The sequence below is a fragment of the Rhodococcus sp. NPDC058639 genome, from assembly GCF_042717545.1.
Lineage (GTDB): Bacteria > Actinomycetota > Actinomycetes > Mycobacteriales > Mycobacteriaceae > Rhodococcus.
Map to the genome: position 1 here is coordinate 62,526 of NZ_JBHXRF010000009.1, position 14,270 is coordinate 76,795.

The 14,270-nt window shown below is 67.5% G+C and carries 12 protein-coding genes; 6 read left to right on the forward strand and 6 right to left on the reverse strand.

Going from position 1 to position 14,270, the window contains the following annotated elements:
• Positions 1 to 39: 39 nt before the first annotated feature.
• Positions 40 to 783 (forward strand): peroxide stress protein YaaA, encoded by a 744-nt coding sequence (yaaA, locus tag ACFWU2_RS18315; RefSeq protein WP_378609502.1) that lies wholly within the window; start codon positions 40 to 42, stop codon positions 781 to 783.
• Between the two features lie 45 nt (positions 784 to 828).
• On the opposite strand, the gene ACFWU2_RS18320 is transcribed toward yaaA, so the two are convergent.
• The 3 genes from ACFWU2_RS18320 to mqo all read right to left on the reverse strand — a co-directional run bounded on the left by ACFWU2_RS18320 (position 829) and on the right by mqo (position 5,229).
• Complete coding sequence (locus ACFWU2_RS18320; protein ID WP_378609505.1) at positions 829 to 2,277, reverse strand: MFS transporter; 1,449 nt, start codon at positions 2,275 to 2,277, stop codon at positions 829 to 831.
• 59 nt (positions 2,278 to 2,336) lie between these two features.
• Positions 2,337 to 3,575 (reverse strand): uroporphyrinogen-III C-methyltransferase, encoded by a 1,239-nt coding sequence (gene cobA / locus ACFWU2_RS18325; protein WP_378609508.1) that lies wholly within the window; start codon positions 3,573 to 3,575, stop codon positions 2,337 to 2,339.
• Positions 3,576 to 3,699: 124 nt separating this feature from the next.
• Positions 3,700 to 5,229: a malate dehydrogenase (quinone) gene (mqo, locus tag ACFWU2_RS18330; RefSeq protein ID WP_378608986.1), complete on the reverse strand. Its 1,530-nt coding sequence runs from the start codon at positions 5,227 to 5,229 to the stop codon at positions 3,700 to 3,702.
• Between the two features lie 219 nt (positions 5,230 to 5,448).
• Between mqo and ACFWU2_RS18335 the strand changes: the two genes are divergently transcribed.
• Complete coding sequence (locus ACFWU2_RS18335; protein ID WP_378608989.1) at positions 5,449 to 6,513, forward strand: alpha/beta hydrolase; 1,065 nt, start codon at positions 5,449 to 5,451, stop codon at positions 6,511 to 6,513.
• The gene (gene mtr / locus ACFWU2_RS18340) at positions 6,510 to 7,883 is read left to right on the forward strand and encodes a mycothione reductase (RefSeq protein ID WP_378608992.1); all 1,374 of its coding nucleotides are present in this window, start codon (positions 6,510 to 6,512) and stop codon (positions 7,881 to 7,883) included. Before ACFWU2_RS18335 ends, mtr begins: the two co-directional genes overlap by 4 nt.
• A gap of 59 nt (positions 7,884 to 7,942) precedes the next feature.
• Here the strand turns inward: mtr and ACFWU2_RS18345 are convergent, their stop codons facing one another.
• Entirely contained in the window at positions 7,943 to 8,509 is a 567-nt protein-coding gene (locus ACFWU2_RS18345; RefSeq protein ID WP_378608995.1) for an alpha/beta hydrolase, read from the reverse strand.
• A 144-nt stretch (positions 8,510 to 8,653) separates the two neighbouring features.
• Between ACFWU2_RS18345 and ACFWU2_RS18350 the strand changes: the two genes are divergently transcribed.
• Positions 8,654 to 9,268, forward strand: a complete 615-nt coding sequence (locus ACFWU2_RS18350) for a DUF1360 domain-containing protein (RefSeq protein ID WP_378608997.1) — start codon at positions 8,654 to 8,656, stop codon at positions 9,266 to 9,268.
• Between the two features lie 54 nt (positions 9,269 to 9,322).
• Here ACFWU2_RS18350 and map read toward each other — a convergent pair whose 3' ends face one another.
• Complete coding sequence (gene map, locus ACFWU2_RS18355; protein WP_169620576.1) at positions 9,323 to 10,180, reverse strand: type I methionyl aminopeptidase; 858 nt, start codon at positions 10,178 to 10,180, stop codon at positions 9,323 to 9,325.
• Between the two features lie 62 nt (positions 10,181 to 10,242).
• A complete protein-coding gene (locus ACFWU2_RS18360) occupies positions 10,243 to 11,871 on the reverse strand; it encodes an AMP-binding protein (RefSeq protein WP_378609000.1) in 1,629 nt (542 codons plus the stop codon).
• 113 nt (positions 11,872 to 11,984) lie between these two features.
• Between ACFWU2_RS18360 and ACFWU2_RS18365 the strand changes: the two genes are divergently transcribed.
• The gene (locus tag ACFWU2_RS18365; RefSeq protein WP_378609003.1) at positions 11,985 to 12,842 is read left to right on the forward strand and encodes a LuxR C-terminal-related transcriptional regulator; all 858 of its coding nucleotides are present in this window, start codon (positions 11,985 to 11,987) and stop codon (positions 12,840 to 12,842) included.
• 45 nt (positions 12,843 to 12,887) lie between these two features.
• Complete coding sequence (locus ACFWU2_RS18370; protein ID WP_378609006.1) at positions 12,888 to 14,267, forward strand: APC family permease; 1,380 nt, start codon at positions 12,888 to 12,890, stop codon at positions 14,265 to 14,267.
• Positions 14,268 to 14,270: the final 3 nt, after the last annotated feature.

A 14,270-nucleotide genomic window follows, 5' to 3' on the forward strand; every position in this document is an offset into this window, starting at 1 on the left:
CCGCTCGCCGGAATCGGGCTCTCGGTACGGTGGGCTGTTGTGCTGGTGCTTCTCCCCCCTTCCGAAACCAAATCCACCGGCGGCGACGGCGGGCCGCTGGATCTCGGCGACCTCTCGATGCCGCAGTTGACCGAGACCCGAGAGCTGCTCGTCCGGGCTCTGGTCGAGCTCGCCGCCGACTACGACGCGTCGAGCCGGGCGCTCGGCCTGGGCGCGAACGGAGCAGACGAGATCGAACGCAACGCCAAGTTGTGGGTCTCCCCCACCCGCCCCGCACTCGAGCGGTACACCGGGGTGCTGTTCGACGCCCTCGACGCCGCAAGTTTCACGAAGGTGCAGCGTGAGAAGGCGTACCGGCGACTGGCCGTCGGCTCGGCGCTGTTCGGTGCCGTGCGTGCGAGCGACCCCATTCCGGCCTACCGCCTCTCGGGGGGCTCGAAGCTTCCCGGGTTCGGCACCCTCGCGGCGTTGTGGCGGCCCGAGTTGACCGACGCGCTCGCCGCCGAGGCCGGAGGTGACCTCGTCGTCGATCTCCGTTCGGGTGCCTATCAGCAGCTCGGTCCGGTCCCCGGCGCGATCACCGCGACGGTGCTGACGGAAAAACCCGATGGCACCCGCTCGGTCGTGAGTCATTTCAACAAGCACCACAAGGGGCTCCTCGCCCGCGCACTGGTGCAGACCCGGGCCGAGCCGGCCGACGTGCGGGGTCTTGCGCGCGTGGCGTCGAAGGCCGGACTGCGGGTGGAGATCGCCTCCCCGACGGAACTGGTCGTCCTCACCTGAATCCCGGACTCCCGGCGGAACGCGCCGGGAGTCCGGGGTGACACCTCACCCGGACTGAGCGGACTTCTCGGCTTCCTGAGCCTGGGCCACCTCTTCGGAGGTGAACCGGATGAAGAACGCCGCGATGCCGGCGATCACCGCGCACGCGGCGCATCCGACGAGGGCGAACATGTACCCCTCACCCTGCGCGGTAAGTTGTGCGGCGGTCATGTCCGCGACCGCGCCGGGCGTGCCTCCGAGCGACATCGTCTTCGAGGTGGCCAGCGCGCCGATGACGGCGAGGCCGAGAGGTCCTCCGAGCGTCTGCGCGACCTGCGCGATGGCGGACAGCGGCCCGATCTCGTGCGCTCCGACGCCCGCGATGGCGCACAGCGGAAGCGGAACCACGGCCAGACCCACCCCGAACCCGACCACGAGCACCAGCACGAACAGCGTCGGGAAGTATCGCACCGTCTCGTCCATCGTCGACCCGTAGAGCAGGCTCAGGCTCATGATGACGGCACCGGTGACCACGAGCCATCGGGGCTGCACCCGTGCCGCGAGCTTGGACGAGGCCGCGGCCGCTCCCCCGAGACCGAATGCGAACGGCACGAACGCAAGCCCCGCCTGCAGCGGCGTGTAACCGAGGATGTCCTGCACGAACAGCGCGACGAACGCCGCGAGGCTGAACATCACCGCACCGGCGAAGAAGATCGCCACGAAGGTCGCCACGCGGTTCTTGTTGCGGAACAGTACGAAGGGCAGGAGGGGGTTCTCGGCACGGCGCTCGACCAGCAGGAAGATCCCGAGCAGGATGACGCCGGCAGCGAGCGCACCGATCACGGCGGCGCTCCCCCAGCCGAGTTCGGGACCTTCGGTGAGGCCGAACACGATGCCGGTGCATCCGAGCGTCGCAAGGATGGCACCCGGAACGTCCAGCGCCAGACGCTCGGACGACGTTTCGCGCAACGCACTGAGGGCCAGCACGACGATCACGACACCGATCGGGACGTTGATGAGGAAGATCCATCGCCACGACACCTGCGTCAGCGCACCACCCAGGATGAGGCCTGCGATCGATCCGACGCCGGTCATGGCCGCGAAGACCGCAATGGCCCGGTTACGGGCGGGACCGGCGGCGAATGTCGTCGCCACGAGCGCAAGCGCCGTCGGTGACGCGATCGCGGCTCCGACTCCCTGTAGCGCACGCGCACCGATGAGCATCGCCTCGTTGGTGGCCAGGCCGCACAGCAGCGACGCGAACGTGAACAGGCCCACGCCGGCGATGAACATCCGTTTGCGCCCGAAGCTGTCTCCGAGGCGGCCGCCGAGCAGCATCAGACCACCGAACGCGAGCGCGTACGCGGTGAGGACCCAATTCCGGCCGGCGTCGGACAACCCGAGTTCCGCCTGCAGTGGAGCGAGAGCAAGGTTGGCAACGGTGCCGTCGAGCACCACCATGAGCTGCAATCCGCTGAGGACCAGGGTGGCCAGAGCGAGTGCGCGAGCGGTCATGGGGTGCGCGGCGCCCGAGGCGTGTGCGGTATCCGAGGTGTGTGCCACGGGGTCCAACGTTACCGACCTTCCGGACCGAACCCGGCGACCGGACCGATGACGATGATGGCGGGTGGACGGGTCCCCTCTTCGCGGACCCGGGCGGCGACGTTCCCGAGATCGGTCCGGAGCACCCGCTGGGTGGCCAAGGTTCCTTCCTGAACCACCACCACCGGGGTGTCGGCGGGCCGGCCCCCGGCCGTCAGGGCGTCCGCGAACTTTTCGATGCGTTCGACGGCCATGAGCAGCACGAGCGTCCCGCGGAGTTTCGCGAGGGCACTCCAGTCGGTGAGCGAATCGGGATGGTCGGGCGCGACGTGCCCACTCACCACGACGAACTCGTGTGTCACCCCCCGATGGGTCACCGGGACACCCGCGGCGGCCGGCACCGAGATCGCGCTGGTGATACCGGGGACGACCGTCACCGGTATTCCGGCAGCGGTGCACGCCTCGAGTTCTTCGTATCCCCGTCCGAAGACGTAGGGGTCGCCGCCTTTGAGCCGGACCACGAACTTTCCGGCCTTCGCCCGATCGATCAGGATGTCGTTGATGACCTGCTGCGCCATCGCACGGCCGTACGGCAGTTTGGCGGCGTCGATCACCTCGACATGCGGATCCAGTTCGGCGAGGAGTTCCTGAGGGGCGAGGTGATCCGCCACCACCACATCGGCACGGGCCAGCAACCGGCGGCCTCGAACGGTGATGAGGTCCGGATCGCCGGGTCCACCGCCGACCAGCGCCACGCCGGTCGGTTTCTGAGCCGCGTCGTCGGCGACCTCGGACAGTGCCGCGCCCGCGAGGGCGTCCCGGATGGATGTGCGCACTGCCGCGGACCTGCGATGGTCACCGCCGGCGAGGACGCCGACGGAGAGCCCGTCGTAGCGAGCGGTCGCGGGTGTGACGGCACTCCCTTCGCGTGCGCTGTCGGCACGCACGCAGAAGATCCGGCGGCGTTCCGCCTCGGCGACGATAGCGGCGTTGGTGTCGGGCTCGTCGGTGCAGGCGATCGCGTACCAGGCGTCCTCGAGGTCGCCGTCGCGATAGTCGCGGACGTCGAGCGAGAGGCGGCCCTTCGTGGCCATGCTCTCCACAGCGGGTGTCGCGGCCCGTGCCACGACGTGGACATCGGCTCCCGAGGCCACCAGCAGGCCCAGACGACGTTGTGCAACGCTGCCGCCGCCCACGACCACCACACGTCGTCCCCGAAGGTCGAGCCCCACCAGGTAATTGGTCTCGTCGTCGGCTACCGGCACCGGCATTCCCATCTCTCGTATCGAAGCGAACCGTCGAGAGATCAACCCCGGGAGCGCTCCTCGTCTCGCCCGCCCGTCGCGGACGAGTGCGGCCCGGCTCGGAGCCGGGCCGCGATATCCGTGCCGCGGATCAGACCGCGGCGGCTTCCATCGGTGCGACCTGACCGCGACCCGGAACGACGTCGAGCTGAAGCGTTTTGGTGGTGTGGTCCCACACCTGACGGAACAGATCCTGGTTGTCGGTGAGCTTGACCCCGAGGGACGGCACCATCTCCCGAAGCTTGGGCTGCCATGCGGCCCACTGCTGCGGGAAGCAGCGTTCGAGGACGTCGAGCATCGCGGGAACCGCGGTGGACGCACCCGGCGAGGCTCCGAGCAGACCCGCGATCGAACCGTCGGCAGCGCTGACCACGGCGGTACCGAACTCGAGCACACCGCCCGCGCCCTTACGGCGGATCACCTGTACGCGCTGGCCGGCGACGATCAGCTCCCAGTCTTCGAGTCGCGCTTCGGGCGCGAACTCCGCGAGGGTGCCGATGCGATCGGCGGGCGACTGGGTGAGCTCACCGACGAGGTACTTGACCAGGCCGAGTTCGGTCACGCCGACTCCGAGCATCGACATCAGGTTGTTCGGCCTGACCGACTTGGGCAGGTCCATGATGCCGCCCTGCTTGAGGAACTTGGGCGACCATCCGGCGTACGGCCCGAACAGCAGACCCTGCTTCCCCCCGATCACACGGGTGTCGAGGTGAGGCACCGACATCGGGGGCGCGCCCACCGCGGCCTTGCCGTACACCTTGGCGCTGTGACGAGCGATCACCTCGGGATTGGTGCAGCGCAGGAAGGCACCGGACACGGGGAATCCGCCGAAGCCCTTGGCCTCGCTGATACCGGACTTCTGCAGGAGGTGGAGGGCGCCGCCACCCGCGCCGACGAAGACGAACTTGGCGTGGACCTTGCGGGACTCGCCCGTGCGCCGGTTGCGCACCTTGACGATCCAGCTGCCGTCGGACTGCTTGGTGATGTTGGTGACCTCGTGGCCGAAGAAGACCGTGCCACCCGATGCCGCCACATTGTTGATGAGCTGCTTGGTGAGGGCACCGAAGTCGACGTCGGTTCCCGTCTCGGTCCAGTTCAGCGCGACCGGATCGGAGAAGTCCCGGCCGGTGGCCATGAGCGGCAGCCGCTCGGCGAAGAACTCGGGGCTCTCGGAGTACTCCATGCCCGCGAACAGCGGATGGCCCGCGAGGGCGTCGTACCGGGCACGCAGGTACTTCACGTCGTCCGCGCCGTGTACGAAGCTCACATGCGGGATCGGGTTGATGAAGTCCTTGGGGTCGCTCAGGATGCCGTTGTCGACCGCGTACGACCAGAACTGGCGCGAAACCTGGAACTGCTCGTTGACGTTGACCGCTTTCGCGATTTCCACCGTGCCGTCGGGCTTGCCGGGGGTGTAATTCAACTCACACAGCGCCGAGTGGCCGGTGCCCGCGTTGTTCCACGGGTCGCTGCTCTCCGCCGCTGCGGCGTCGAGCCGCTCGAAGGCGGTGATCGACCAGTCGGGCTGGAGTTGACGCATCAGCGCGCCGAGGGTCGCGCTCATGATGCCGGCGCCCACGAGCACTACATCGGTTTTCGCCTCTACCACGTTCTCTGACACGGGGAAATCGACTTCCTTGTCTGTTCGCACGCGCCGTCGCGCCTTCGCGCACCGCTTACGTGAGTGTCCCGAACGCGCCCGCACACAATCCTCGAGTTCAGGATTCGTCCGCAGCCGCGCGACTGCGACGCACAGGTTACCCGGGCGTATACCGGCTCTTCATTTTCACCTCATTGTCTACCCGCGGCACCCCCCGCCGAACCCTCCTAGAGTGTGATAGTGACTACTTGGCAGCCCGACATCCTGGGCGACGGATACGAGCAACTCGTGTTGCCGCTGGGCGACGACCCGGACGGTGAGGGCGACATCACCGCGACCCTGGTGCGGTATCAACCCGCCACCGGCGCGGTGACCGAGCCGAGCGCGCTGCCCCACCGCGCGGTTCTCTACGTCCACGGCTTCACCGACTACTTCTTCCAACAGCACCTCGCGGAGCATTTCGCCGCGCAGGGATATCGGTTCTTCGCACTCGACCTCCGAAAATGCGGACGCTCGCGCGCACCGGGCCAAACGCCCCACTTCGTCACCGACCTCGAGTATTACGACCGGGAACTCGACGAAGCGCTGCGCATCGTCTCGGCCGAGGTGTCCGGTGGCGGCGTCGTGCTGGCCGCGCACTCCACGGGTGGCCTCGTGCTTCCCCTGTGGCTCGACCGCCTCGAGCGTCGACCCGGCGGATCTGCCTCGGCCGGGGTGAGAGGACTCATCCTCAACAGTCCATGGTTCGACCTGCAGGGCCCGTCGTATCTGCGCAACGTCGGTACCGCCGCGATCGACGTACTCGGACGGGTTCGCCCACACTCCGCCGTGCCCGGGCGAAAGCTGGATACCTACGGTGTCAGCCTCCAGCACGGTGGCTGGTCCTACGACCTCGACATGAAACCGCTCACCGGCTTTCCGATCCGCTTCGGGTGGCTGCGTGCCGTGCGCATCGGGCACGCTCGCCTGCACCGCGGTCTCGATGTCGGGGTGCCGTCGTTGATCCTGCGTTCCGGGGCGTCGCGCTTCGCCCCGAAATACGACGCCACGATCGACACCGTCGACGCGGTCCTCGACGTGCGACAGATCGCGCGGTGGGCAGGCTGCCTGGGAGACCGCACAACGATCGTGCCGATCACCGGTGCGCGACACGATGTGTTTCTCTCCACACCGGAGCCCCTGGCTGCGGCATTCCGGGAATTGGACCTGTGGCTGGGATGGTTGAACGGAGACGGAACCGCGGGCGAGCCCGCCGGGGCCGGGGATGTATCCGCACCACCACAACCCACGGGAGAACACGCGTGACCCACTACGACCTCGCGATCATCGGCACCGGATCGGGCAACTCGATCCTCGACGAGCGCTACGACGGCAAACGCGTCGCGTTATTGGAGGCGAGCACCTTCGGCGGCACCTGCCTGAACGTGGGCTGCATCCCCACCAAGATGTACGTCTACGCAGCGGACGTTGCCCGCACCATCCGGTCGGCACCCAAGTACGGGATCGACGCCACCATCGACGGGATCCGGTGGAACGACATCGTCGACCGCGTCTTCGGCCGTATCGATCCGATCGCCGCGGGCGGTGAGCAGTACCGGCGCGAGGGCTGCGCGAACGTCACGGTGTACGACGGTCTTGCGCGGTTCGTCGGCGAGCGCACGCTCGATTCCGGGACCGGCGAGACGATCACCGCCGACCAGGTCGTCGTAGCGGCCGGCGCGCGCGCCGAGATCCCGCAGGAAGTGCTCGACGGCGGGGTGACCTACTACACGAGCAACAACATCATGCGGCTCCCGAAGCTCCCCGAATCGATGGTGATTCTCGGAACCGGCTTCATTGCGATGGAGTTCGCCCACGTCTTCTCCGCCCTCGGCACCAGGGTGTCGGTGATCGGACGGAGCGGCAGACTGTTGCGCCACCTCGACACCGACGTCTCCGACCGTTTCACCGCCCTCGCGCAGCAGAAGTGGGACGTCCACCTGGAGAACCCGGCCCGTGCCTTCCGGCCGGTGGGCGACGGAGTGGAGGTCGAACTGGCCGACGGCGCCGTGGTGGCCGGAGACGTGCTGCTCGTCGCGACGGGCCGGCACCCGAACGGCGATCTGCTCGACGCCGCAGCGGCGGGGATCGAACTCGACGCGGCCGGGTCCATCGTCGTCGACGAATTCCAGCGCACGACGGCGGAAGGTGTCTTCGCGCTGGGCGACGTGTCGTCGCCGTACCAGCTCAAGCACGTCGCGAATCACGAAGCGCGGGTCGTGCAGCACAATCTCCTGCACGACGCGTGGGGACCGGATACCTCCGCTCTGCAGCGCACCGACCATCGATTCGTGCCTGCCGCGGTGTTCACCGATCCGCAGATCGCGACCGTCGGGCTCACCGAGGAGCAGGCCCGCGCCGCGGGATACGACATCTCGGTCAAGATCCAGGACTACGGGAATGTCGCCTACGGCTGGGCGATGGAGGACACCGACGGTTTCTGCAAGCTGATCGCAGACCGGTCCACGGGGCTGCTTCTCGGTGCCCACATCATCGGTGCGCAGGCATCGACGGTGATCCAGCCGCTCATCCAGGCAATGGTGTTCGGCATCACGGCACAGGACATGGCCACACGGCAGTACTGGATCCATCCGGCGCTTCCCGAATTGGTGGAGAACGCACTGCTCGGCCTGTAGAGCCGAACTCCTCCGGCCCTCGCGCCCTCCGGGGCTGCGGGGGCCGGATGCGTTGTGGCCTACCAGCTCCCGGTGCGCAACGCGATCGCCGACGCGAACTCTGCCGCTGCCCGTGCGGGCACGTTGTCGATGCTGCCGAGGTCGACCACACGAAACTCTCCGGTCACGTACCGCATCGAGGCGTCCGCTTCCGGCTTGCGGGCCGGGTCTCCGATCACGATGGTGGTGGGTACTTCCGCCACCGGTGCCGACGCGTCGCGTACGGCGCCGTCGAACATCGGGACGACGGGGTGGCCGCGGTCCACCACGACGAGACTCGCGAAGCGGCCGAAGCGGCCGGACGCGGCCGCCCAGGCCATTTCGGCGCCGGCGCCGATGCCGGCGAGATGCACCCACGGCAGCGACAGTTGATCGAGCACGGCGAAGATGCCGTCCGGGGTCAACCCGTCGAGCGTCTCGGGCACGATCGTGCGCAGATCCGAATTGTGCAGTCGCTCGCACACCGCGTCGAATACGTCGGCGCGTTCCCCCGCGTCGGGCAGCAGCAGCACGGAGTGCCGGCTGTCCGGTCCGTCGACGCGCACCTCGATCGAACCCGAATCGGTGGTCACCATCGTCGATTCCATGCCCCGAAACGCTACACGTCCCCGCAGCGACCGGCCTGCGTCCCGTACCCGGGAAACCCATACGGGCACACTTGTCACCTCTACGATCTCCCGGCGGATCGGTGTCTCGGGTTTAACCGGATCCAGCCCGGGAAATCGGCCGCTATGACTCCGACGAGCAACGGCGACCGCTCCCCCCGAAACGACCCGTCCGACACTATCTCCGGCCACGATCCGGTCTCCACCCTCGACCGAGCCACCGAACACGAGGAACGTCACGCACCGGCGGAATCGTCGGAACCGGAGAACACCCGACCCGAGGACCCCAAGCTCGGTGGCTACGTGGCAACCCTCCTGCTGTACGGGCTGTTCGTGGCGGTGGTGGCCGTCCTGACCGCAGTCACCCCTCGGCGCCTGCCGGGACGGCTGACTGTGCGCGACATCGTCGTCTCCGCCGCCGCGGCCCACAAGTTGTCGAGGACGGTGACCAAGACGTCGGTCACGCGCCCACTGCGCGCCCCGTTCACGAAGCCCGGTGAAAAAGGCGGCCCCGGCGAGGTGATGGACCGGCCGGTCGGGCACGCGGGGCTCAAACACAGCATCGGAGAGTTGCTGACGTGCCCGTTCTGCTTCGACGTGTGGGCGATCACCGCCGTCACGGTGGGCAGGGTGTTCGCACCGGCCGCCACGGTTGTCGTGGTGGATGCGCTCGCAGCGCTGACGGGCGCAGATTTCCTGCATCTCGCGTACGCCCGCGCACAGCAGATGGCGGAGGGGTGATCCCAGCGGGTCAGCGGACTCGGCGACGGGTAGGTGAGGCGGCCCGAAGGGGGGTTACGGAACCGTCAGAATCTCGGCTCCGGTGTCGGTGACGACGAGCGTGTGCTCGAACTGCGCACTCCACTTGCGGTCCTTGGTGACGACAGTCCAGCCGTCCTCCCAGATCTCGTAATCCGGAGTGCCGAGATTGATCATCGGCTCGATGGTGAACACCATGCCCGGCTCGAGGACCGTGTCGATGTCCGGGCGGTCGTAGTGGAAGACCACCAGACCGTTGTGGAAGGTCTCGCCGATGCCGTGACCGGTGAAATCGCGCACCACCCCGTACCCGAACCGGTTCGCATACGACTCGATGACGCGACCGACCACGTTGAGGGCTCGCCCGGGCGCGACCGCCTTGATCGCCCGGGCTGTCGCCTCACGCGTACGTTCGACGAGAAGCCGCGCTTCCTCGGACACATCACCGGCGAAGAACGTCGCGTTGGTGTCGCCGTGAACGCCGTGGATGTACGCGGTCACGTCGATGTTCACGATGTCGCCGTCCTCGATCACCGTGGTGTCCGGGATACCGTGACAGATCACCTCGTTGAGCGACACGCACACCGACTTCGGAAATCCCCGGTAGCCGAGATCGGACGGATACGAACCGTGGTCACACATGTACTCGTGTGCGATGCGGTCGATCTCGTCGGTGGTGACGCCCGGTGCGACCGCCTTACCCGCCTCGATCAGCGCTTGTGCCGCGATCTTCGAGGCGATCCGCACCTTCTCGATCGTCTCGGGGGTCTGCACCCACGGCTCGTTGCCCTCGTTCGCGGTCGGCTTCCACACGTATTCGGGACGCTCGATCGACTTGGGTACTTCACGGATCGGTGTCGCGGTTCCGGGGACGAGCGGGGCGCGGGTAGGCATGGAATCAGATTAACCCGCGCGCCCCGCTCGCACCGACACCCCGGCTGAGCCCGGCGTTCTCGTTACGGAGTGGCGCCCTGGCGACGCAGAATGTATCTCTGGACCTTGCCGCTCGGAGTCTTGGGAAGGTGCGGAACGAAATGCACGGTCCGCGGGTAGGCGTGGGCCGCGAACTTCTTCTTCACCAGTTGCTGAAGATCAGCTTCGAGCGCGTCGTCGCCCTCGATGCCTTCGCGCACCACGACGAACGCTTCGAGGACCTCGCCGCGAAGTTGGTCGGGCACTCCCACCACGGCGGCCTCCACCACGTCCGGGTGCATCACCAGAACCGATTCCACGTCGAACGGCCCGATGCGGTATCCGGCCATGATGATGACGTCGTCGTCACGTGAAGAGAAGAAGAAGAACCCGTTCTCGTCGACCCGCCCGGCGTCGCCGGTCAGGTACCACCGGCCGTCGTCGCTGAACCGGTCCGCCGTCTTCTCCGGCGCGTCGACGTAGCCGGTGAACCACACGAGCGGGCTGGCGGGGACGTCGATCGCGACTCTGCCCACCTCTCCCGGGGCCGCGACCTCGTCGCTGTCGTCACGCAGTACCGCGCAGGTCCATCCGGGCAACGGCTTGCCCATCGATTGCGGCGGAACCTGTTCGCGCAGCCCGTCCGCCCAGGCGTCGACCACGAACATGCCGTGCTCGGTCTGGCCGTACTGGTCGCGCACCACGACACCGAGTGTCTCTTCGGACCACGCCAGCACGTCGGGAGTGAGCGGCTCCCCCGCCGACGACGCACGGCGCAGCGTCACCGTGGGATGTGCCGCGGTATCGGCTCGCAGACTGCGGTAGACGGTGGGCGCGGCAGCGAAGTTCGTGACGCCGAAACGGTCGAGGATCTGCCACGTCAGGGCCGGCGAGAAACCTCCGTGGAGGAGGATGCTGCGGCGTCCCGCCGCGAGCGGGCCGAGCAGGGCGTAGTAGAGGCCGTACGCCCAGCCGGGATCGGCGGCGTTCCAGAACACATCGTCCTCACGCACGTCGAGCCCGAACTCGAGGTACGCGTGGAATGACGCGAGAGCCCTCACCGGCACCGGCACACCTTTCGGGGTGCCGGTCGTGCCCGAGGTGAACAGTTGCACGAGACCACCGGTCGCTCCGACCGCGACCGCCTCGGCACGCGGGTCGTCGGCCGAGTGGGATTCGAGCAGGTCCGCAAAGCGCACACCGACTCCGCTGCTCTCTCCCGCGACCACGACCTGCCACGGAGCGTCGTGCGGCATGTCGTCGCCCGGTGCGAGTTTGCCCACCTGATCGCCGTCCGCGACGACGACCCGCGCACCGCCGGCCCGCAACCGGAAGGCGATGGCGGGCGGCGCGAAGGCCGTGAACAACGGCAGGTGTACGGCACCGCGACGCCAGATTCCGAGCAGCGCGACGACCAGGTCGGCTGACTTGCCCATGAGCGTGGCGACGTGGTCGCCGGGTTCGACGCCGAGGTGCGCGAGTGCCGCGGCGAAACGCTGCGATCGTTCGCGGAGTTCACCGTAGGTCAGGTCGGTGGAGGTGAGGTCGGGTTCGATCACGGTGAATGCCACCGCGTCGGCGGGATGGCCGTCGCACAGCAACTGCGCAGCGCACGCGTCAGGGGTGTCGTAACGATCCAGCAGTTCCCGAACGCGTGTCGCTGTGTCGACCATCAGGTCTGTCCTCTCCTCGTATCCCGGCGGGCCCCGCTCTACGCGGCACTCGTATGCCTCTATGATCCGAGTCACACATTGGTTCCGATACCCCCGGAAAGGGGTGACATCCGGTGTCGGTCGTCTCATCGCCGCTGCTTCGCCCCCGTGACGGGGATGCACTGCGTCTCGAACTCCGTCGCACCGCCGCGCAGGCACAGGTGCCCGTGGTCTTCGCCGGCCAGGTCCAGAACAACGACCTGCATCTGAGCGAGTTCTTCGGGACGCGCACCAACAACCTCGCGGGCGTCGTCGTGCCACCCCGCGCGGGGCTGGGAGGCCGTGTGCTCTCGGAGGGCCGCACCGTCACCGTCGCGGACTACGGGAGATCGTCGTCGATCACCCATCACTTCGATCGTCCGGTCCTCGGGGAAGGTCTCCGGTCGATCCTCGCGGTGCCGGTGATGGTCGGCGGAGTCGCGCGTGCGGTGTTGTACGGGGCGGCGCGGGAATGCGCTCCGCTCGGCGAACGCGCGGTGCATGCCTTCGCGCAGACGGCAAGCCGGCTCGCGAACGAGATCGCGGTGCGCGACGAAGTGGACCGGCGGATGGCGATGCTCACGCACCTCGGGCAGAGCGGGCACGATCCGGTCGCGACCGCTCACATACGAGAAGTCCACGCCGAGTTGCGCACTCTCGCACGGGATGCCGGCGACGAGCAACTGCAACGGCGCTTGCGCGGGCTGTCCGAACGACTGGCGGCCGCGATGGGAGGCACAGAAAAGGGGCGGCCGGAGATGACGCTCTCGTCCCGCGAGACCGATGTCCTCTCCTACGTCGCCCTCGGGTGCAGCAACGCCGAGATCGCGAGGCGGTTGTCGGTGGGCACGGAAACGGTCAAGAGCTATCTGCGCAGCGCGATGAGCAAACTCGATGTCCATTCCCGCCACGAAGCGGTGGTCGCCGCGAGAAAATCAGGGCTGCTGCCCTGACCCCTTCGGGTACCGGATCGGTCGGGCATCGGAAAGGAGCGTTCGATGCCGGAGACCACCGCAGCGCCCGAACTCAAACGTGTGATGGGACCGGGACTGCTGCTCCTGTTCATCGTCGGGGACATCCTCGGCACAGGGATCTACGCACTCACGGGCAATGTCGCGAACGAAGTCGGCGGGGTCGTCTGGCTGCCGTTCCTGACCGCGTTCGTCGTCGCCACCATCACCGTGTTCAGCTACCTCGAACTGGTCACGAAGTATCCGCGCGCCGCGGGTGCCGCGCTGTACACGCACAAGGCCTTCGGGATCCATTTCCTCACGTACATGGTCACGTTCACGGTGATGGCATCCGGTATCACCTCTGCATCGACGGCGGCACGCGCGTTCGCGGCGAATTTCGGGGAGGCGTTCGACCTCGACCTCGCGGGCGGAATCGGGATCACCGTGGTGGCGCTGGGGTTCATCCTCGCGGTCGCCGTGATCAACGTGCGCGGGGTCAGCGAAAGCGTGAAGACGAATGTCGTGCTCACCGTCGTGGAACTCTCGGGCCTGCTCATCATCATCTTCATCGGGATGTGGGCGCTGGGGTTCGGTAACGGTGACTTCTCGCGAGTGGTCGAGATCGATACCGGTGATCGCTCCGTCTTCACCGGGGTGGTCGCGGGCACGGCTCTCGCGTTCTTCGCCATGGTGGGGTTCGAAGATTCCGTGAACATGGCCGAGGAGTGCAAACACCCGACGCGGATCTTCCCGAAGGTGCTGCTCGGCGGTCTGTGCATCACCGGGCTCATCTACGTGCTGGTCTCCATCACGTCGGTGGCGCTGGTGCCGCCCAACCTGCTCGGGGAGGGTGAGACACCGCTGCTGCGGGTCGTGGAGGCGGGTGCGCCGGCCTTCCCCCTCAGCATCTTCGCGTTCATCACGATGTTCGCGGTTGCCAACACCGCCTTGATCAACATGCTGATGGCGAGCCGTCTTCTGTACGGCATCTCCCACGAGGGGGTTGTCCCCGCTGCGCTGGGCAAGGTGCACCGGACGCGGCGCACGCCCCAGGTGGCGATCGCCTTCACCACCCTGCTCGCCGTCGGGCTCATCACGTTCGTCGGGGAGATCCCCGAACTCGGCGGCACGACGGCATTGCTTCTGCTCATGGTGTTCACGATCGTCAATGTGGTCGTGCTGGTCCTCCGTCGTGATCGGGTGGACCACGACCATTTCCGGGCACCCACGGTGCTGCCGGTCATCGGTGCCGTGAGTTGCCTGTTCCTCGTCTCCCCGTTGGTGGATCGACCGGGCACCCAGTACCGCATCGCAGGTGTCCTGCTCGGGATCGGGGCACTGCTGTGGGTCGCCACCCGCCTGCTCGCACGATACGGCTGGATGACCCACCAGACGTCCGCGCCGGCGGAGCCACCCGTGGACTGACCG

Coding starts and splice junctions, on each gene's coding strand:
- ACFWU2_RS18320 (WP_378609505.1), bottom strand. CDS start 2,277: ATGACCGCTCGCGCACTCGCTCTGGCCACCCTGGTCCTCAGCGGATTG.
- cobA (WP_378609508.1), bottom strand. CDS start 3,575: ATGCCGGTGCCGGTAGCCGACGACGAGACCAATTACCTGGTGGGGCTC.
- ACFWU2_RS18345 (WP_378608995.1), bottom strand. CDS start 8,509: ATGGAATCGACGATGGTGACCACCGATTCGGGTTCGATCGAGGTGCGC.
- ACFWU2_RS18350 (WP_378608997.1), top strand. CDS start 8,654: ATGACTCCGACGAGCAACGGCGACCGCTCCCCCCGAAACGACCCGTCC.
- map (WP_169620576.1), bottom strand. CDS start 10,180: ATGCCTACCCGCGCCCCGCTCGTCCCCGGAACCGCGACACCGATCCGT.
- ACFWU2_RS18360 (WP_378609000.1), bottom strand. CDS start 11,871: ATGGTCGACACAGCGACACGCGTTCGGGAACTGCTGGATCGTTACGAC.
- ACFWU2_RS18370 (WP_378609006.1), top strand. CDS start 12,888: ATGCCGGAGACCACCGCAGCGCCCGAACTCAAACGTGTGATGGGACCG.